The following is a 17,853-nucleotide window of genomic DNA, read 5'->3' on the forward strand; positions in this document are numbered from 1 at the left end:
CGGGCCGAGGCGTTCATGCCATGGCGTTTTGCCGCTTGGCCGTTGAGGCATCCGCGTCCTCGCCGAGGAGGAGCGAACGAACGAGTCGACGCGGCCCGAAGGGCCGGAGCAGGTAGCTCGCCGGCCGCGGGCGGACCCGGAGCGGCCACCAGAACCAGCGGCCGAGCAGCGCCGCGATGGACGGTGTCATCAGGGAGCGCACGATCAGGGTGTCGAACAGCAGGCCGAGGCCGATCGTGCTTCCGGCCTGGCCGATGGAGCGCAGGTCGCTGGCGACCATCGACATCATGGTGAAGGCGAAGACCAGGCCCGCCGCGGTGACGACTCCGCCGGTGCTGCCCATGGATCGGATGATGCCCGTCCTCAGTCCGGCGCCGATCTCCTCCTGGAACCGTGACACCAGCAACAGGTTGTAGTCGGATCCGACGGCGAGCAGGATGATCAGCCCGAACACCGGGGCGATCCAGTTCAACTCCAGGCCAAAGAGGTGTTGCCACACCAACACCGAGAGCCCGAACGCGGCACCCAGCGACAGCAGCACCGTCCCGATAATTACCAAAGACGCGATCAAGGCTCGGGTGATAATCAGCATGACGGCGAAAATCAGTGTCAGAGCCGCTATTCCGACGATCAGCAGGTCATATTGGGACCCCGCCTGGATGTCACGGTAGATGGCCGCCGTGCCGGTGAGGTAGAACTTCGCCCCGGTCAGGTTGGTTCCCTTCACGGCTTGGTATGCGGCCGCCAGTTCCGGCTTGACCGTGGAGATGCCTGCTGGCGTCGCGGGATCCGCGTCGTGGGTGATGATGAAGCGCGCCGCCTTGCCGTCCGGCGAAAGGAAGAGCCTCAAACCGCGCTGAAAGTCGGGATTCTGGAACGCCTCCGGCGGGAGATAGAAATAGTCGCCGCTCTTGGAGGCGTCGAAAGCCTGGCCCATCGCGCTGGCGGTATCGGTCATCTGGGCCATCTGCGTGACCAGGCCCGAGAAGCTGCTGTGCATCGTGAGCAAAGTCCCTTGCATGGACTTCGCCACCGCGATGATCGGGGGGAACTGCGCGAGCATCTGCGGCACTATCGCGTCCACGTTGGTCATGTCTTTGATCAGCGCTCTCATGTTCTCGCTGAACTTGTCCACACCGTCGATCGCCTCGAACACAGACCTGGAAGCCCAACAGACCGGGATGTTGAAACAGTGCTGTTCCCAATACAAATAGCTGCGGAACGGTCGGGCGAAATCGTCGAAGTCCGCTAGATGGTCTCGCATCTGGTCCAACGTGGCTTGCATCTCGTGCATGTCGCCGACCATGTGATGCGTCGTGTCACTCATCTGTCCCAGCAAGCGCTGCATGCGTTCCATCGAGCCGATCATGGCGCCGAGATCGTCACTCATCGTGAGCATGTCGGCCGTCCGGTCCCTCATGAACTGAAGGTTCTGCTGGATCGGAATCGCTTGGGCGCTCATCTGGAACGGTATCGACGTGTGCTCGATCGGCCCGCCCAGCGGGCGGGTGATGCTCTGCACCATCGCGATTCCCGGCGAGCGAAAGACGTCCTTGGCAATCCGGTCCAGGATGATCATGTCGCCGCTATTGCGCATGTCGTGATCGCTCTCGACCATGAGGATGTCGGGATTCATTGTCGCGGCGGTGAAATGGCGCTCGGCGGCCGCGTATCCGACGTTCGAGGGCAAGCTGCTGGGAATGTAGAAGCGATCGTTGTAGCTGATCTTCATGCTCGGCATGATCAGGATGCCGACGATCGCGAGGGTTAGCGAGGCCGCGAGCACGGGACCGGGCCAGCGCACCGTGGCGGCGCCGATCCGCCGCCATCCGTGGACTTTGACGGCCCGCTTCGGATCAAGCAGGCCGAATCGGCTGGCTACGGCGACTACCGCCGGCGCCGCGGTGAGCGCGCCCGCGACAACGACAACCAACCCCAACGCGGATGGAATGCCCAGCGCCTTGAAATACGACAGCCGGGCCAAGTGGAGGCAGAAGGTGGCCCCGGCGATCGTCAGCCCCGATCCCAAGATGATATGGAAGGTCCCGCGAAACATCGTGTAATAGGCGACTTCTCGGTCCTGGCCGGCCTGACGAGCCTCCTGGTAGCGCCCGATGAGAAAAATCGCGTAATCGGTTCCGGCCGCGATCGCCAACGAGGACAGCATCGCAACGACGAACGTCGAAAAGCCCAATAGGCCAGAGTTCCCCAGGAGCGCGACAAGCCCTCTGGCCGTGCCCATCTCGAAACCCACCATCACGAGAACCAGAAGCATCGTGCTGATGGAACGGTAGGCGATGAAGAGCATGATCATGATGACCACGCCCGTCACGCCCATCATCTTGAACATGCTTTTATCGGCGGCCTCGTTCATGTCCGTCGTCAGCGGTGCCGGGCCGGTGACGTAGACCTTGAGCCCCTTGGGCGGCGCCGACTTGTCGACGATCTCCCGTACGGCGTCCACGGATTCGTTGCCCAGGGTGCTGCCCTGATTGCCGGCCAAATTGAGTTGGACGTAGGCGGCTTCGCCGTCGCGGCTCTGGACTCCGGCGGCGGTGAGCGGATCTCCCCACACGTTCTGGACGTGCTGCACGTGCTCGGGATCGGCCGCCAGCTTCTTCACCAAGCCGTCGTAATAGCGGTGCGCTTCCTCTCCGAGCGGCTTATCGCCCTCCACAACGATCATCGCGGTGCTGTCGGAATCCGACTCGTGGAATGTCGCGCCGATGCGCTTGGCGGCGATCATCGCCGGCGCATCTTGAGGTGACATCGTCACCGCGTGATTCCGGGCGACCGACTCGATCGGTGGCACAAGCACATTCAGCGCGACGGTCAACAGCAGCCATGCCACCAGGATGGGTACGGCGAACCTGCGGACGAACCGCATGAATCTTGGACGAGCGTCGTTGTCGGCGTTCATCCGGCTTTCACCAGACAGGAAGTTTGGGCGTGGCGTCCAGCCGAGGAGCGTTCGTCTTTGACATCACCGTTGACGGTGATGCGGCACCCGATGTCATCGCTATCCCCTTGCGCCACAATGCTGGCGATCACGGCGGGCACGGTTGTGGTGACCGTGAGGGTCCACGGCAGGGCGGTGAAGTCCGCCTGTTTCGGCTGTGCGTTCTTGTCGAGGTAGCTCACGCTTCCTGTTGTGCCGCTGGGTCCGTAGATCTCGTAGGTCACTCGTTTGATGTGCGAGGGCTCCAGCGGTTCGGCGCTGCTGCCCGTCGCGGTAAAGATCGCGTCGGAGCCGAAAACACCGCGGAGCCGGTCGACGGCGACACCGCCCAGGGCAACCGCCGCCACGACGACGAGCGCCACCCACGTCCGTTTCACAAACGTCAACATCGAGATCCCTTCAAGACTCCTTCGCCATTCAAGATATACCCTACGGGGTATGGTATAAAGAAGTCATGGCAATCGAAGGTAACGGACCGCGGAAAGCGGACGTCGCGAGGCATGATCCCGGCGACATCGACGTCGTCCTCACCCGGTTACGCCGGGCCCACGGCCAGCTCGGGGGAGTCATCGCGATGATCGAGCAGGGGCGCAGCTGTAAAGACGTCGTCACCCAGCTGGCGGCGGTGTCGAAGGCATTGGATCGCGCCGGCTTCAAAATCATCGCTTCGGGTTTGCGCGACTGCATCACGCGCTCGGACGATCAGCCGGCCGTGTCGATCGATGAACTGGAGAAACTGTTCTTGAGCCTGGCCTGATAGCTCAGCTGTTACGAAAGGGAAGGGCGAATGTCCCCCACCGAGAGCGATCACACTGAACCGAAGGTGACGCTGTGGCTAGACCCGGTATGCCCGTTTTCGTGGAACACCGCGCGTTGGCTACGCGCGGTTGCCGAAGCAACCGGATCGGCCATCGATTGGCAACTGATGAGCCTGGCAGCTCTCAACGAGGGACGGGACCTCACGCCCGCACAGCAGGCCCGGATGCGTGACTCGCAACAGGTCGGTCGGCTGATGGCCGCCCTCGCCCGCGACCACGGCCCCGCGGGATGGGTGGACGCGTATTTCGCGTTCGGCGAGCGATACTTCGAGCGTTCCGAGCCCATTGACGCCAATCTCGTCGCGCACGTCTTGATGACGGTGGGGGCCCGTGGCGCCACGGCAGCGGCGGTTTCGGACACTTCCTTGGACGGGTTCATCCGGCACCAACATCAAGCGGGCCAAGAGGCGCTGGGTGAAACTGGCGGTAGCCCGATCCTGCGGATCGGCAAACACGCATTTTTCGGGCCGGTGCTGACCGCGCTGCCCGATGCCGAAGCCGGCACCGCGCTGTTCGATGCGGTCGCCACGTTGGCCGCAACCCCGCAGTTCGCTCAGTTGCAGCGACCACGGAGTCGCGCCTAGCCCGGTGCGCGACGAAAACTTGGGTAGTTCAAGGGTGAAAAGAGGAGAAACACATGACATCAGGATTGAGCACCACGCTGCACACCTCGTTCGACGACGCGGTGGACCGGACGACAAAGGCACTGGCCGACCAGGGTTTCGGCGTGTTGACCACCATCGACGTGAAAGCCACCCTGAAGCAAAAGCTCGGCGAGGAGATGGAGAACTATCTCATCCTGGGTGCCTGCAACCCCGGGCTGGCACATCGCGCGCTGGACATCCACCGCCAGATCGGCCAGTTACTGCCGTGCAACGTGGTGGTGCGTTCCGACCCGGCCGGCGACGGCGATGCCGTTCTGGTCGAGGCGATGGACCCCCAACTCATGGTCACGGTGACCGGTAAGGCGGGGGCTCTGCAGGACGTTGCGGACGAGGCCACCACCAGGCTGCAAGCGGCGATCGACGCGCTCGGGTAACCAGCCCCTTCGTTTTCGTCCACGAATTGATCCACGACTTGAACGGCTAAGACGTTGGATTCAAGATCGGCACCGAGTGATAACGGCCCGCACGCTCGTGATCGCGGGCATCGTGGTGGTGCTGTACGGCATCGCCTAGTGGGCGCCGCGGTCCAGCGAAAGCCGCAATATCCGCGCGCGGGAATCAGCTGTCTTGGCTTCGCGCTTCAGCTCCGGTCTCGCCGGCGTCGAACGTGTCGTCAGAACCGGCCGCCCCTACGTACGAGCCGTCGTCCTCGCCTGCGGCGGCGCGCGACCGTGCCTCGTGCGTTTCGGCGTCCACGTCTGATTCGGACTTGTGTCCCTTGCCTTCGAGCATGCTTTCCTTCCCTGCAGCTCATTGCGTTCAGGTAGGGATTCCCACGTTGCCCACCGTGAAACACGCCGGGTGGCTACCGCGCCAGGAAGTCGAGCGGTGCCGGGTGGCGGATGTGGCAGCCGTGTGGCCCGTCGGCGATCACGCACAGTTCGTCCGGCCGACCGATCCTGCTGATGCATCCGTGGCGACTCCCGGTCAGGCGTAGTCGGCCCAGGTCCTGTCGGCCTGATGGCCATGTCGCGCGGCCCCGGCGCTATTGTTGGCAGCCGAAACCCAAGGAGAACACCCAATGCGCACCTTCGAATCAGTCGCCGACCTCACCGCCGCTGCGGGCGAGGCTCTGGGTCACAGTGAGTGGGTCACCATCACCCAGGACGACGTCAACCTGTTCGCCGACGCGACCGGCGATCATCAATGGATCCACGTCGACCCGGAGCGAGCCGCCTCGGGCCCGTTCGGCAAGACCATCGCCCACGGTTTCATGACCCTGGCGCTATTGCCGCAGTTGCAGCACCAGATCTACACCGTCAACGGCATCAAGCTCGCAATCAACTACGGCCTCAACAAGGTTCGTTTCCCCGCGCCCGTTCCGGTCGGCTCGCGGGTCCGCGCGCAAAGTTCGTTGGTCAGCGTCGACGACGTGGGTAACGGTGCCGTGCAGGCGACCATATCGACCACCGTCGAGATCGAGGGATCGGCCAAGCCGGCGTGCGTGGCCGAGAGCGTGGTCCGCTTCGTCGCCTGAGGCGCTTTAGAACTCGGCGACCGCGTGTTCCAGGCGTTCGGCCAGCCGCGCCTGGGCTTCGGCTCGCCGGGTCGGGATATGAGCCGACGGGAAAGGTGTTGTCACGGGCTCGTATTCACGAAGGGTGCGGCGGGCCACCGTCATCTTGTGCAGTTCGGTGGCGCCGTCGGCGATGCCCAGCGACTCGGCGGCGACCATCATTTTGACGAAGGGCATCTCGTCGGAGACGCCGAGCGCACCGTGCAGGTGCATGGCCCGCTGCGCGACGTCGTGGAGCACCTGCGGCATGGCAACCTTCACTGCCGCGATGTCGCGCCGCACTTTCTGATAGTCGTGGTGCTTGTCGATCAGCCACGCGGTGCGCAGCACCAGCAGCCGGAACTGCTCGATCTGGATCCAGCTGTCGGCGATCTTCTCCTGGGTCATCTGGAAATCGGCGAGCCGCCCGTGGCGGGTTTTGCGCGACACCGCCCGTTCGCACATCATGTCGAAGGCGCTGCGCGCCAACGCTATTGTGCGCATCGCGTGGTGAATCCGGCCGCCACCGAGCCGGGTCTGCGCAATCATGAACGCCTGTCCCTCGCCGCCCAGCACGTGGTCGGCGGGCACCCGCACGTCGTTGTAGCGGACGTAGGCGTGGCTGGCGCGCTGTGACGATTCCGCACCGACGCCGACGTTGCGCACGATCTCGATGCCCGGCGTCTCGGCCGGCACGATGAACAGCGACATCTTGTCGTAGGTGCGGGCTTCGGCGTTGGTGACCGCCATGACGATGAAGAACGACGCGTGTTTCGCGTTGGTGGAGAACCACTTTTCGCCGTTGATGACCCAGTAGTCGCCGTCGCGGGTGGCCGCGGTGACGAATTGCCCCGGGTCCGAGCCACCCTGCGGTTCGGTCATCGAATAGCAGGAGGTGATTTCGCCGTCCAGTAGGGGCTGCAAGTAGCGGGCCTTCTGCTCGTCGGTGCCGAACAGCGCGAGAATCTCGGCGTTGCCGGAATCCGGTGCCTGGCAGCCGAACACCGACGGCGCCCAGCGGGATCGTCCCAGGATTTCGTTGAGCAGCGCGAGTTTGACCTGACCGAAGCCCTGGCCGCCCAATTCCGGGCGCAGGTGCGCGGCCCACAGCCCCTGTTCCTTCACCTGCTGTTGCAGGGGCCGCAGGACGGCCATCATCTCGGCGTTCTTTTTGTCATAAGGGTCGAGAGCGACCAGGTCGAGCGGTTCCAGTTCCTCGGCCATGAATTTTTCAACCCAGTCCAGCTTCGCCTGGTATTCGGGGTCAGTTTCGAAGTCCCACACCGTGGCCACCATTCCCCGGCGCGACGCCGCGCCGGACTCGTTGATGAAGCCACCCCATCCTAGAGCGGGACGGCAGAGGATCAGTCCTCGCCGCGGGTATCGATAACGCGCTGGGCGATGTCGATGAGCTTGGTCTGGCTCTCCTGAGACAGCCGACGCAGCAACTCGAAGGCGCGGACGTCGTCGATGCGGTAGCGCTCCATGATGATGCCCTTGGCCTGCCCGATGCGGTCTCGTGTCGACAGGGCCGATTGCATCTGCCGTCCGTGGCGCCCGGCCATGATCGCCGAGGCGGCGTGCGCGGCGAACACGGTTCCGATGGTCTCGGCTTCGGTGTCCCACACGTGGGGCCGGAAGCTGAAAAGGTTCAGGGCACCGGCGGTGCGCTCCGCGGTGTACAGCTTGAACGACAGGCTGCTCAGCACCCCGTGCTCGACGGCCGCCGGCGCGTACTTAGGCCAGCGCGGCTCGTCACGGAGGTCGTCGGTGCGCACGATCGTTTCGTTCAGGGCGGCGTCGTGACAGGGTCCCTCGGCGAAGTCGTGCTGCAGTTTGTCGAGCTTGGCAACCAGGCTGTCGGTGTCCGCGACCGATTCGAACTCCCCGCCCGCCTTGAGCAGCAGCACTCCCGCGATATCGGTGGCCGGTATCAGCTCGACCGCGGCGGTGGTCACGTCGGCGAGGACGTCGTCGAGCGAGCGTGGGGTGGCGATCTCGCGGGCGAGCTCGGCGATGCGCACGGCCAACTCGTGCTTCGAGGCCGGGTCTAAGGACTCCATAGGGGCGCATTCTGCACGATGTGCCCCAATGCGTCACCCCCGGCGGTGTCGCGATGAGGCTCCGTTCAGCGCAACTTCGGCAGGACGTCGGTGCGGTAGAAGTCGATCGCGGCAATCGGGTCGTCTTGGGGAAAGTGCAGGAAGGGGACCGCGCCGGCGTCGAGCACCCGCTGTACGGCGCTGATGTGGGGGGCCGGGTCAGTGCCGACGGTCCAGTCGGTCAGCACCTTGTCGATCGGGTTTGACTGTGCCGCGCGCTGGATCTCGACGGGGTTGGGCTGGTCGACGGCGCCGGCCGTGAAGCGCCACAGCGTGGCGGCGCGGGCCGCCTTGGCGCTGTCGCCGACGACCGCGAACAATTCGGCGCGTTTGCCCAACGTACCCAGATCACGCCCGGCGGCCTGCGCTCCGGCACCGAAGGCCGCCAACAGTTTTGGGTCCGCCACATCGTGGGCCTGGGTGATCCAGCCATCCCCGTACTGCCCGGCCAGTTTCGCACTCTTCGGGCCGCCGGCCGCCACGAAGATTGGCGGCGGTGTGGCCGGGACGTCGTAGAGTTTCAACGAGTTCGTCTGAAAGTATCGACCGGAGAAAGAGATTCGTGATCCGCTCCACAACCGGCGGATCAGGTCGATCGCTTCGACCAGCCGGTCATGGCGCTCGGCGTAGTTGCCGTAGGAATTGGTGGTGGCTTGTTCATTGAGTCGCTCGCCGGTGCCGACTCCCAGAAACACCCTGCCCGGGTTGAGGATTTCCAGCGAGGCGAAGGCATGAGCGACCGTAGCGGGATGGTAGCGGTAGGTCGGGCAGGTCACCCCGGTGCCGAACGAAACGCGGTTGGTGGCGCTGCCGACCAGCGCCAGCGTGAGCCACGGGAACATCGAATGGCCCTCGTTGTCCTGCCACGGCTGAATGTGGTCGCTGGCCCACACATAGTGAAAGCCGGCCTCTTCGGCCGCCTGGGCCTGCGTGACCAGCCGGTCGGAGCGGAACTGCTCATGCGAGAGCACGAACCCCACGCCCTTGCCTGAGGGCGGTGGTGGGCCGGTCGACTTGCCGTGGTCGGCGCCCGGTGTCGCGCAGCCGTCGGACAGCCCGACGGACCCGAGCATGCCCGCGCCGGCGGCCACCCGCCCGAACGCTCGCCGCGAGATGCGCCTCACCCGGGTCGGCATACCCCCCCGCATCGCCTCACACACCCACTAGCCTGATGCCGATGACCCCACAGGTCCGCCCCGCGCTCAAGGCCGACGTCCGTGAACTGTCGCGCACCCTGGCCCGCGCGTTCTACGACGACCCGGTGATGATCTGGCTGATGCCCGACCGGGACAAGCGCACCGCGCACCTGGCTCGGATGTTCGCGACGATGACCCGCCACCACCATCTGGCCCGCGGCGGCGTGGAGGTGGCCTCCGAGGACTCCGGTGTCGGCGCCGCGGCGCTGTGGGATCCGCCCGATCAGTGGCAGGAGACGCCCGGTGCGCAGCTGGCGATGACGCCCACGTTCCTCCGGGTCTTCGGGCTGCGCTCGAAGCGCGGGCGCGCGGTCCAGGAATTGATGAAGAGCGTCCACCCCGAGGAACCGCACTGGTATCTGGCGGTCATCGGCAGCGACCCGGCGGTCCGGGGGAAGGGATTCGGTCAGGCGCTGATGAGCTCGCGGCTGGACCGCTGTGACGCCGAATACTGTCCGGCTTACCTCGAGTCGACCAAATCCGAAAACGTCCCGTATTACGAGCGTTTCGGCTTCACCGTCACCCGCGAGATCGCCCTGCCCGACGGCGGTCCGAAGATGTGGGCCATGTGGCGGGCGCCGCGGTAGCCGTGCCGCGGACGGGCGCCACGCGCCCGCGTTTAGCCACCCAACCCGGCGGGCAACCGGTTCGGCATGAGCGACAACCCGCAAGCCGACGATCTGGTAGATCCCGCCGACTTCCCCGAAGAGGGCGGTCCTGGTGACACCCTGAACGCGAGCGAAGGTACCGACTCGGATGAGCTGCGCAACGACGACGGCGACATCGTCGTCGATCCCCCCGAGGGCTGGAGCGAGGCCAATCGGTTCGGCGTGACGGCGCGTGAAGAACGCGAGGGCGAATCCCTCGACGATCGACTGGCCGCCGAGGAGCCCGATGTGCCCGATGCCACCGAGCCGGCCGACGACGGTCCGCGGCGCGCGCACCGGGGCCAGATCGACGGCACCCCGGAAGACGGCGATTCGCTGTACGACGTCGTCGATGAGTAAGTCAGTGCTCGCCTGTTTACTAGACGACGTGATCAGGGAGTGCTTCGCCAGCCGGCGATGCCGGTCGCGATCATCCTCAGCTGCTTGACCGCGAGCCGGCGGATGTCCTCGGTCGCCTCGATGCTCTGCGAATCCTCGATGGCTTCCGCGATGACGATCATGGCGTTGACGAACAGGGTCGCCAGCACATTGAGATCCTCGGTGGTCCACTTGTTCAACCCCGGGAAACGCGCCAGGTCGGTGGCCAATTCCGACGTGATCAGCCGGATCTCGGTGCGAATGGCATATCGCAACACGGACAGGCCGCTGTTGCGTTCGCGGCCGATCAGCCGCCAGTGCTCGCGCCTGTCGGCCACGCTGGCCACCAGGATCTCGACGGACGACTCGATCACCCGGTTCGGGTCGAGCTTGCCGGCGCGCGCGTCGCGCAGGGTGTCACGCAGACTGCGAAACGACTCGTCGATCAGGACCAGGCCCAGCGCCTCCATCGACTCGAAGTGGCGATAGAACGCCGCCGGCACGATCCCGACCTCGCGGGTCACCTCGCGCAGGCTGAGGCTGGAGAAGCTGCGGTCCTGCAAGAGCTTGAGGGCCGCTGCGATGATGGCCCGGCGCGTCGCCTCCTTGCGCTCCTCGCGCGACTGACTTTCCCGCGAGCGTTCGCGTCCGGAGCCGCGCGTCCGTGAGCCAGGAGTACGGCTGTTCACTGTGTGAACCCTACCACATACGGCCATTAAACCCTTGACGACCTGGCGGTTGCCGTCGCACGGTATACATATGTTCACTCAAACCGCTCAGGCTTCTGGCCGGGTCCTCGCGCGGACATTCCGCCAGCGCGTGTTGGGTTCAGAGCTACTAGACCTGCTGACCGGTCCGCACGGCGTCGACCGCTACACCGAGCTCGTCGCACCGACGTGGACGCTGGGCGAAGCCCGCGCCAAGGTGACCGACGTGCGCCGGACCACGCCCCGCAGCGTCACGCTCACGCTGACACCCAACGACACCTTTCTGTCCGCCCACACCGTCAAAGCCGGCCAGTACGTCAACCTGACCGTTGAGATCGACGGGCGCCGGCACACCCGCTGCTATTCCCCGGCCAACGCCGAAGGGTCGACGACCCTCGAGCTGACCATCGGCCGGCACGAGGGAGGGCTGGTCTCCAATCACCTGTACGAACACGCCCGGCCCGGCATGGTGGTCGGTCTGGACGGCGCCGGCGGCGACTTCACGCTGACGGCGCGGCCCCGCCGGATCCTGTTCGTCTCCGGCGGGAGCGGGATCACCCCGGTGATGGCGATGCTGCGCACCCTGGTCGCCCAGGGGCACCCGGGCGAGATCGCCTTCGTCCACTACGCGCGCACCCCCGCGGAGGCCTGCTACCGCGACGAGCTGGCCGCGATGCCCACAGTGCGGGTGCTACACGGTTACACCCGCTCGGGGGGCGGTGACCTGACCGGACGTTTCGGCCCCGAGCACCTGGCCGCCGCGATGCCATCACCGGACGCGGTATTCGTTTGTGGGCCACCGGCTCTGGTAGAGGCGGTCCAATCGCACTGCGACACCGTGTACACCGAAAGCTTCGTCCCACCGGCTTTCGACACACCGGCAAATCCGTCGGGCGGGCGAGTCACGTTCTCCGACAGCGGTGTTGACATCGTCGACGACGGACGCTCGCTGCTGGAACAGGCCGAATCCGCGGGCCTCTCCCCGGAAAACGGATGCCGGATGGGCATCTGCCACACCTGCACGCGGCGCAAGACGGCCGGCACCGTGCGCAACTTGATCACCGGTGCGGTCTCGACCGCTCCCGACGAGGATGTGCAGATCTGCGTGTCCGTTCCGGTCGGTGACGTGGACCTATCGCTCTAACGGCCGAACATCCGGCCCCACCAGACCAAAACACTTGGAGGACATCACCATGTCGAACGGCAACATCACCCTGACACCCGAGCAGGCCGACGCCTTCGGCCGCGAGCTCGACGCCATCAAAGAACGCGTGATGGCAGACCTCGGCGAAATGGACGCCGACTACATTCGCCGCGTCATCAAGGCCCAGCGTGCGCTCGAAGTAGGTGGCCGGGCGCTGCTGTTCCTGCCACCGGCCTGGTTGGTGGGCACCGCGATGCTCGGCGTCGCAAAAATCTTGGACAACATGGAGATCGGCCACAACATCATGCACGGCCAGTACGACTGGATGCGCGACCCGGCGATCTCCGGTCGCACCTTCGAGTGGGACACCGCGTGCCCCGCCGACCAATGGCGCCACTCGCACAACTACATGCACCACACCCACACCAACATCGTCGGAATGGACCGCGACATCGGCTATGGGATCCTGCGGATGAGCGAGGACCAGCGGTGGCAGCCCTACTTCCTCGGCAACCCGATCTACGCCTTCCTGCTGATGGTGTTGTTCCAGTACGGCGTCGCGCTGCACGAACTGGAAACCGAGCGCATCCGCTCCGGCGAAATCCGCCTCGAGGACAAGCGCGAGGTGCTCGCGGCGATCTGGAAAAAGACCCGCCGGCAGACGCTCAAGGACTACGTCGCCTTTCCGCTGCTGGCCGGGCCGTTCGCGCCGTTCGTCTTCACCGGTAATCTCACCGCCAACCTGATGCGCAACGTGTGGTCGTACATGATCATCTTCTGCGGTCACTTTCCGGACGGCACACAGGAATTCACCGTCGAGGAAACCAAGGACGAGTCGCGCGGCATGTGGTACTTCCGCCAGGTCCTCGGCTCGGCGAACCTCACCGGGGGCCGGCTCTTTCATCTGCTGTCCGGCAATCTCTCCCACCAGATCGAGCACCATCTTTTCCCGGACATGCCGGCCCGCCGCTACGCCGAGATCGCGCCCGAGGTGCAACGGATCTGCGAGCGCTACGGAATCCCGTACAACCGCGGCCCGCTGATGCGCCAGTTCGGCACCGTCGTCCGCAAGATTGTCCGGCTGACCTTCCCCGACTCCTGGGTGCGCAAAGCCAGCGCCGAGAAGTCTGCCGAGCTCGAGCCGGTCGCCGCGTAAGCTCGCGCGGTCCGGGCATTGCCTCGCGCCGGGACAGGGGCACAATGAGGTCCGTGGAATGGACCGGCGCGCGCTATGCGGATGCCCCGACAGTGGAAGCCTCGACGTGGATCGACGCCGACCCGGCCCGGGTGTGGAGCCTGGTTTCCGATATTGCGCTGATGCCCGCGCTCAGCGACGAGCTGAAGGCGGTGGAATGGGCCGAGGGATCGGACGGCCCGCGGGTCGGCGCTCGCTTCATCGGACACAACGCGCATGACGCGTTTGGGCAGTGGGACAGCACCTCGCAGATCGTCGCCTGCGATCAGCCACGCGAATTCGCCTGGGCCGTCGGCGAACCCGATGACCCCGCGGCGATGTGGCGCTTCCGGCTGGCGCCCCGTGACGAGGGCACCGTCCTGACCTACTGGATGCAGATGGGGCCGGGACGGTCGGGCCTGTCGGTGGCCATCGAGTCGATGCCCGACAAGGAACAGAAGATTGTGTTCGTGCGGTTGCGCGAGTTCGAGGGCGCGATCGGGAATACCCTGGCGGCGATCAAACGACTGGCCGAGCACGGAATCCAGTGATGCGGACCGCCACGACGGTCGAGCTGTCCGGCGGCGGGAGCGAGATCGCCGAGGTCACTTCGTTGGTCGTCGAGGCGGAGAAGCTGGGTCTCGATGTCTGCTGGGTGGCCGAGGCGTGGGGCGCGGATGCGCCGTCGGGGCTGGGCTACCTGGCGGCGCGGACTGAGCGGATGCTGTTGGGTTCCGGGGTCCTTCAGGTCGGCACCCGGTCACCCGTCATGGTCGCCCAGACCGCGATCACGTTGTCCAACCTCTCGAAAGGGCGGTTTCTGCTCGGGTTGGGCGCCTCGGGCCCGCAGGTGATCGAGGGCCTGCACGGTGTCTCGTTCAGCCGGCCGCTGACGCGCGTCTCCGAGACGATCGACATCGTGCGGCGGGCGTTCGCCGGCGGGAAGATCTCCTATGCGGGGACCGTTTTCGACATTCCTCGGCCCGGCGGCGATGCGGTGCCGATGCGGTTGTCGACCCGCGCCGAACACTCCATTCCGGTGTATCTGGCCGCCCTGTCACCGGCGATGCTGCGGTTGACCGGACGGGTTGCCGACGGCTGGCTGGGCACCAGCTTTGTTCCCGAAGGCGCCGGCGCGGCTTATTTCGCGCACCTCGATGACGGGCTGGCGGCCGCGGATCGTACTCGCGCCGACATCGACATCTGCCAGGGCGCCGAAGTCGCTTTTGCCGCAGACGAAGACGAGTTGCGGGGCATGGTCGGGGGCCGCAAGAAAGAGCTGGCGTTCAGCCTCGGCGGCATGGGATCGTCGAACACAAATTTTTACAACCGGGCCTACAGCCGGCAGGGCTGGGCAGAGGTCGCCGCCGAGGTGCGCGAGCGCTGGCAGCGCGGCGACCGGGACGGGGCGGCCGGTCTGGTGACCGACGAGATGGTGCTGGCCACCACGCTCATCGGGACCGAAGCGATGGTCACCGCGCGCCTTGCGGTGTGGCGCGATGCCGGCGTGAACACCGTGCGGCTGTATCCCGCGGGCGAGACGCTGGACGCCAAGCTGGAGACCTTGGGCCGGGCGATCGAGCTGGTCCAGTCGACCGCCTGACTCAGTGCGGGTGGGCCGGGGCGTCGGCAGCCTTGACGAGTTTCACCTCGGGCCGCTGCGGCACACCGTCGGCCAGGAACCACCGGAATGCCAGGTTGCCACGCGGATAGCCCAGCGTGGTAAGCGAATTCGGGTGTGCGGTCTTACTGGGGGACAAGACGACCGTCACCGAGCCGTCGCTGTTGAGGGCGGCGCTGTGGCCGTTCAGGGAGCACCGGGCGTCTTGCGCGCCGAAGGTCGCCATGAACTGGTTCCACACCACCAGATTCCAGAATCTGCATGACGGTGGCCAGTGCGTGATGACCAGCGCCTCGTCCTCGTCGAGCACGAAACTGCCATACGAGTAGCAGGCGTCGCGCGCCGACCAGCCGAAGTTGGCGTCCGGTACCTGGTAGGGGTCGGCGAACGCGTTTGCGGCGTGGGCGGTTTCATGCCCGAGGGCGTGAGCATCGTCCACCCGGTCTCCGACGGCCAGCGGCACGATGGCGAACATGGTTTGTAGCCAGGTCGCGACCGCCCGCAAGCGGGCCGCGGTCTCCGTGTCTCCGTGCCGGATCGGCGACGGCTCGTCGAGCGCCTCGATCCGCCAGACAACCGGGCGACCGGTCAGCGGATCGGCTTGGTAGTCGCGGGTCATCAGCACGGCCGCGTCGGGCGTCGCGGGGAATTCGAAGGAGAAGTTGCCGTCGGCGTCGATATCAAGGTCGCTGTCACGGACGATGGCGACCACCCGGTCCGACCACGCGCCGCGCGTCGGTTCGTTGTAGGCGGTGACCGAAAAGTAAACGCTGTCACCGCTATTCCCGGTGATGCGGTAGCGGCGGGCGGGATCGACCGGGCATATGTGGTAGTAGGCGTCGGTGTTGTCGCCGCCCCAGCGGCGGTCGCGGCGGAACGGCGTGTTCACCGCGATGAATTGCGGCCGATCGGGTTCGGGGAACAGGTAGGTGTCCAAAGCCACACCCAGAGTCGTGGCAAGCATGCGATAGCCGTCGGCGATGTGCCGGTCATCGGTGACGGCACGGTCTCCCTCCAAGAACGAGCGATCGAGGCCGCCAAGGGTTTTCAGCAATTCCTGCCAGGCGGCCGTTGATTCGTGCGTCATGCGCTGATTCCTTTCAGGAGCAACCTTGTCGTGCGATCGACCCACGCGTCATCGAGTTCGGTGGCACGGGTGAGCAGGGCTACCAGCGCGATGCCGGCGATGGTCTCGGCCAGTTCGGCGGCGGTCACGTCCGGCCGCGCCTCACCACGCGCCGCCGCCGCCGCGAGCCAGTCGGCCAGACCCCCGCCGATGACGCCGGCGAAGCGCTCCAGTAGCGCCGAGTGCAGGCTCGGATCGGCGGCCATTTCGCCGATCAGGCCCGGCAGGGCAGCCCTGGCCGCCGGGGTGGTGAGGAAAGCCATTGTGCGGCGCACCATCTCGCGCAGCCCGTCGGTCGTCGAATCGGTGTCGGGAATGGCGGTGCCGGCGCCGATCGGGAACACCGCCTCGTGCACCAGGTGTGCCTTGCTGGACCAGCGGCGGTAGATCGCGGGCTTGCTGGTGCCGGCCCGCTGGGCGATGTCGGAGACCAACAGCCCCGGATAACCCGTCTCGGCGAGCAACTCAACCGTCGCGCGTAACACCGCGGCGTCGATACGAGGATCACGGGGCCGGCCAAAATCAACAACCATTACGAAACTGAGAGTAACATAAGTCGGCGTGACCGATGCCGTTCGCTCTGTGTCCCTCGATGACCTGGCCACGCCCCGATTCAGCGCCGAAGGTCAGCAGATCCTCGACATGATGACCGCGATGGCCCCGGAATGCCCGCTGGACGCCGACGCCCTGCACGCCAAGGCCAGCGAGGACACCGGGCTGTACGATTTCGGGCCCGACGACTACCGGGAACGCCTCGATGTCTTCCTCGCCGCGCTGCGTGAGATCGACGGGCTGCACGGCGCCGGGGCGGTGAACTTCTACGGGCAACTGCTGCAGATCCTCAAAAACCGGCTGCTGTTGGCCGACCTGTTGCGCCGCCACCCCGAGATCAACGACATCGAACTGATCTCGCCGGTGGTGATCGCCGGGCTGCCCCGCACCGGCACCACGCACCTGCACAACATGCTGGCCGCACCGCCGACCTTCCGCACCATGCCGTACTGGGAAAGCAACGAGCCCTTCCCGATGCCGAATGAGGTTGGTGTCCAACCGGATCCGCGGCGTACTCGGATGGACGTCACGGTCGGGGTGATCAACATGGTGATGCCGCATTTCGCCCGCATGCACGAGATCACCACCGACCACGTCCACGAGGAGATCCAGCTGCTGGCCAACGACGTGTCCACGATGTTGCTGGAGACGCTCGCCGAGGTGCCCCGCTGGCGTGACTACTACCAGGCCCACGACCAGACGCCGCACTACCAATACCTGGCCACCCAGCTGCGGGCGATGCAGTTCCTGCGCGGCGGACGCCGCTGGCTGCTCAAGTCGCCACAGCACCTCGAACAGGTGCCTGTCCTGGATCGGGTGTTCCCCGACAGCATCGTCGTGTTCACCCACCGCGATCCCGTGCCGGTCGCATTGTCGATGATCGCGATGATCACCTACTCGGCACGCATGCACCGCTCGCCGGTGCCGGTGGAGCAGATCGCCAACTCGTGGATCGAGCGCCTCGACCAGATGCTCACCGCGCTGGTGCGCGACCGAGACACCATCGGTCCGGCCCGCTCGATCGACATCCGGTTCGACGACTTCATGGCCGACGAAGCCGGCGTGGCCGAGCGGGTCTACGGCCTGGCCGGCGAGCCCTTCACCGACGAGGCGCGCAACGCCGTCGCGGACTACCTGGCGGGCCACCGGCGCGGGCGGCTGGGCAATGTCGAAACGTCCTATGAGATGTTCGGGCTGAGCGAGGACAACCTGCGGGAGCGCTTCGCGCCGTATGTCGAACGGTTTCTGGCCTAAGTCCTGCCGAGCCGC

General features: G+C 65.8%; 20 protein-coding genes. 11 read left to right on the top strand and 9 right to left on the bottom strand.

Going from position 1 to position 17,853, the window contains the following annotated elements:
* Positions 1-13: 13 nt before the first annotated feature.
* Together A5775_RS18000 and A5775_RS18005 are read right to left on the bottom strand one after the other, a co-directional pair.
* The gene (locus tag A5775_RS18000) at positions 14-2,920 is read right to left on the bottom strand and encodes an RND family transporter (RefSeq protein ID WP_067255328.1); all 2,907 of its coding nucleotides are present in this window, start codon (positions 2,918-2,920) and stop codon (positions 14-16) included.
* Complete coding sequence (locus A5775_RS18005; RefSeq protein ID WP_067255330.1) at positions 2,917-3,348, bottom strand: MmpS family transport accessory protein; 432 nt, start codon at positions 3,346-3,348, stop codon at positions 2,917-2,919. Before A5775_RS18005 ends, A5775_RS18000 begins: the two co-directional genes overlap by 4 nt.
* A gap of 65 nt (positions 3,349-3,413) precedes the next feature.
* Between A5775_RS18005 and A5775_RS18010 the strand changes: the two genes are divergently transcribed.
* From A5775_RS18010 to A5775_RS18020, 3 genes are read left to right on the top strand one after another with little or no spacing between them, the layout of a single operon-like run.
* Positions 3,414-3,716, top strand: coding sequence for a metal-sensitive transcriptional regulator (locus tag A5775_RS18010; protein WP_067255333.1), 303 nt, complete (start codon positions 3,414-3,416; stop codon positions 3,714-3,716).
* A gap of 30 nt (positions 3,717-3,746) precedes the next feature.
* Positions 3,747-4,361: a hypothetical protein gene (locus tag A5775_RS18015; protein ID WP_067255335.1), complete on the top strand. Its 615-nt coding sequence runs from the start codon at positions 3,747-3,749 to the stop codon at positions 4,359-4,361.
* Positions 4,362-4,414: 53 nt separating this feature from the next.
* Positions 4,415-4,816 (top strand): DUF302 domain-containing protein, encoded by a 402-nt coding sequence (locus tag A5775_RS18020; RefSeq protein WP_067255337.1) that lies wholly within the window; start codon positions 4,415-4,417, stop codon positions 4,814-4,816.
* Between the two features lie 184 nt (positions 4,817-5,000).
* Here A5775_RS18020 and A5775_RS25690 read toward each other — a convergent pair whose 3' ends face one another.
* On the bottom strand, positions 5,001-5,174 hold the full coding sequence (locus A5775_RS25690) for a hypothetical protein (protein ID WP_197512700.1): 174 nt from the start codon (positions 5,172-5,174) through the stop codon (positions 5,001-5,003).
* A gap of 289 nt (positions 5,175-5,463) precedes the next feature.
* Between A5775_RS25690 and A5775_RS18025 the strand changes: the two genes are divergently transcribed.
* Entirely contained in the window at positions 5,464-5,919 is a 456-nt protein-coding gene (locus tag A5775_RS18025; RefSeq protein ID WP_067255340.1) for a MaoC family dehydratase, read from the top strand.
* A gap of 6 nt (positions 5,920-5,925) precedes the next feature.
* Here the strand turns inward: A5775_RS18025 and A5775_RS18030 are convergent, their stop codons facing one another.
* The 3 genes from A5775_RS18030 to A5775_RS18040 all read right to left on the bottom strand — a co-directional run bounded on the left by A5775_RS18030 (position 5,926) and on the right by A5775_RS18040 (position 9,163).
* Positions 5,926-7,221 carry an acyl-CoA dehydrogenase family protein gene (locus A5775_RS18030; protein WP_067255488.1) on the bottom strand — a complete coding sequence of 432 codons (1,296 nt, stop codon included), beginning with the start codon at positions 7,219-7,221 and terminating at the stop codon, positions 5,926-5,928.
* Positions 7,222-7,301: 80 nt separating this feature from the next.
* Positions 7,302-8,000: a GAF and ANTAR domain-containing protein gene (locus A5775_RS18035; RefSeq protein WP_067255342.1), complete on the bottom strand. Its 699-nt coding sequence runs from the start codon at positions 7,998-8,000 to the stop codon at positions 7,302-7,304.
* A gap of 65 nt (positions 8,001-8,065) precedes the next feature.
* Positions 8,066-9,163, bottom strand: a complete 1,098-nt coding sequence (locus A5775_RS18040) for a F420-dependent hydroxymycolic acid dehydrogenase (protein WP_156660760.1) — start codon at positions 9,161-9,163, stop codon at positions 8,066-8,068.
* Between the two features lie 53 nt (positions 9,164-9,216).
* Between A5775_RS18040 and A5775_RS18045 the strand changes: the two genes are divergently transcribed.
* A complete protein-coding gene (locus tag A5775_RS18045; RefSeq protein WP_067255494.1) occupies positions 9,217-9,822 on the top strand; it encodes a GNAT family N-acetyltransferase in 606 nt (201 codons plus the stop codon).
* A 66-nt stretch (positions 9,823-9,888) separates the two neighbouring features.
* On the top strand, positions 9,889-10,242 hold the full coding sequence (locus tag A5775_RS18050; protein ID WP_067255344.1) for a hypothetical protein: 354 nt from the start codon (positions 9,889-9,891) through the stop codon (positions 10,240-10,242).
* Positions 10,243-10,274: 32 nt separating this feature from the next.
* On the opposite strand, the gene A5775_RS18055 is transcribed toward A5775_RS18050, so the two are convergent.
* On the bottom strand, positions 10,275-10,976 hold the full coding sequence (locus tag A5775_RS18055; RefSeq protein WP_197512702.1) for a TetR family transcriptional regulator: 702 nt from the start codon (positions 10,974-10,976) through the stop codon (positions 10,275-10,277).
* Positions 10,977-11,019: 43 nt separating this feature from the next.
* On the opposite strand from A5775_RS18055, the gene A5775_RS18060 reads away from it, so the two are divergent.
* Genes A5775_RS18060 through A5775_RS18075 form a run of 4 tightly spaced genes read left to right on the top strand, consistent with a single transcriptional unit; the run spans position 11,020 to position 14,888 of the window.
* A complete protein-coding gene (locus A5775_RS18060) occupies positions 11,020-12,111 on the top strand; it encodes a ferredoxin reductase (protein WP_067255346.1) in 1,092 nt (363 codons plus the stop codon).
* Between the two features lie 49 nt (positions 12,112-12,160).
* The gene (locus A5775_RS18065) at positions 12,161-13,267 is read left to right on the top strand and encodes an acyl-CoA desaturase (RefSeq protein ID WP_067255496.1); all 1,107 of its coding nucleotides are present in this window, start codon (positions 12,161-12,163) and stop codon (positions 13,265-13,267) included.
* A 44-nt stretch (positions 13,268-13,311) separates the two neighbouring features.
* Positions 13,312-13,836: an SRPBCC family protein gene (locus tag A5775_RS18070; RefSeq protein WP_082953066.1), complete on the top strand. Its 525-nt coding sequence runs from the start codon at positions 13,312-13,314 to the stop codon at positions 13,834-13,836.
* Positions 13,836-14,888, top strand: coding sequence for an LLM class flavin-dependent oxidoreductase (locus A5775_RS18075; protein WP_067255350.1), 1,053 nt, complete (start codon positions 13,836-13,838; stop codon positions 14,886-14,888). The genes A5775_RS18070 and A5775_RS18075 overlap by 1 nt, the downstream gene beginning before the upstream one ends.
* Position 14,889: 1 nt before the next feature.
* Here the strand turns inward: A5775_RS18075 and A5775_RS18080 are convergent, their stop codons facing one another.
* The gene (locus A5775_RS18080; RefSeq protein WP_067255352.1) at positions 14,890-15,993 is read right to left on the bottom strand and encodes a DUF1214 domain-containing protein; all 1,104 of its coding nucleotides are present in this window, start codon (positions 15,991-15,993) and stop codon (positions 14,890-14,892) included.
* The gene (locus A5775_RS18085) at positions 15,990-16,565 is read right to left on the bottom strand and encodes a TetR/AcrR family transcriptional regulator (protein WP_067255354.1); all 576 of its coding nucleotides are present in this window, start codon (positions 16,563-16,565) and stop codon (positions 15,990-15,992) included. The genes A5775_RS18080 and A5775_RS18085 overlap by 4 nt, the downstream gene beginning before the upstream one ends.
* Before the next feature lie 28 nt (positions 16,566-16,593).
* Here A5775_RS18085 and A5775_RS18090 point away from each other — a divergent pair, with 28 nt between their 5' ends.
* A complete protein-coding gene (locus A5775_RS18090) occupies positions 16,594-17,838 on the top strand; it encodes a sulfotransferase (protein WP_067255356.1) in 1,245 nt (414 codons plus the stop codon).
* The last annotated feature ends 15 nt before the right edge of the window (positions 17,839-17,853 follow it).

This window comes from Mycobacterium sp. 852002-10029_SCH5224772 (assembly GCF_001667315.1).
Classification (GTDB): Bacteria; Actinomycetota; Actinomycetes; order Mycobacteriales; family Mycobacteriaceae; genus Mycobacterium.

Excerpts from the sequence above, each read along its gene's own strand:
- A5775_RS18005 (WP_067255330.1), bottom strand. The coding sequence starts at position 3,348 with ATGTTGACGTTTGTGAAACGGACGTGGGTGGCGCTCGTCGTCGTGGCG.
- A5775_RS18050 (WP_067255344.1), top strand. The coding sequence starts at position 9,889 with ATGAGCGACAACCCGCAAGCCGACGATCTGGTAGATCCCGCCGACTTC.
- A5775_RS18085 (WP_067255354.1), bottom strand. The coding sequence starts at position 16,565 with ATGGTTGTTGATTTTGGCCGGCCCCGTGATCCTCGTATCGACGCCGCG.
- A5775_RS18060 (WP_067255346.1), top strand. The coding sequence starts at position 11,020 with ATGTTCACTCAAACCGCTCAGGCTTCTGGCCGGGTCCTCGCGCGGACA.
- A5775_RS18015 (WP_067255335.1), top strand. The coding sequence starts at position 3,747 with ATGTCCCCCACCGAGAGCGATCACACTGAACCGAAGGTGACGCTGTGG.
- A5775_RS18080 (WP_067255352.1), bottom strand. The coding sequence starts at position 15,993 with ATGACGCACGAATCAACGGCCGCCTGGCAGGAATTGCTGAAAACCCTT.
- A5775_RS18010 (WP_067255333.1), top strand. The coding sequence starts at position 3,414 with ATGGCAATCGAAGGTAACGGACCGCGGAAAGCGGACGTCGCGAGGCAT.
- A5775_RS18025 (WP_067255340.1), top strand. The coding sequence starts at position 5,464 with ATGCGCACCTTCGAATCAGTCGCCGACCTCACCGCCGCTGCGGGCGAG.
- A5775_RS18065 (WP_067255496.1), top strand. The coding sequence starts at position 12,161 with ATGTCGAACGGCAACATCACCCTGACACCCGAGCAGGCCGACGCCTTC.
- A5775_RS18075 (WP_067255350.1), top strand. The coding sequence starts at position 13,836 with ATGCGGACCGCCACGACGGTCGAGCTGTCCGGCGGCGGGAGCGAGATC.
- A5775_RS18070 (WP_082953066.1), top strand. The coding sequence starts at position 13,312 with ATGAGGTCCGTGGAATGGACCGGCGCGCGCTATGCGGATGCCCCGACA.
- A5775_RS18000 (WP_067255328.1), bottom strand. The coding sequence starts at position 2,920 with ATGAACGCCGACAACGACGCTCGTCCAAGATTCATGCGGTTCGTCCGC.
- A5775_RS18035 (WP_067255342.1), bottom strand. The coding sequence starts at position 8,000 with ATGGAGTCCTTAGACCCGGCCTCGAAGCACGAGTTGGCCGTGCGCATC.
- A5775_RS18020 (WP_067255337.1), top strand. The coding sequence starts at position 4,415 with ATGACATCAGGATTGAGCACCACGCTGCACACCTCGTTCGACGACGCG.
- A5775_RS18045 (WP_067255494.1), top strand. The coding sequence starts at position 9,217 with ATGACCCCACAGGTCCGCCCCGCGCTCAAGGCCGACGTCCGTGAACTG.
- A5775_RS25690 (WP_197512700.1), bottom strand. The coding sequence starts at position 5,174 with ATGCTCGAAGGCAAGGGACACAAGTCCGAATCAGACGTGGACGCCGAA.
- A5775_RS18055 (WP_197512702.1), bottom strand. The coding sequence starts at position 10,976 with ATGGCCGTATGTGGTAGGGTTCACACAGTGAACAGCCGTACTCCTGGC.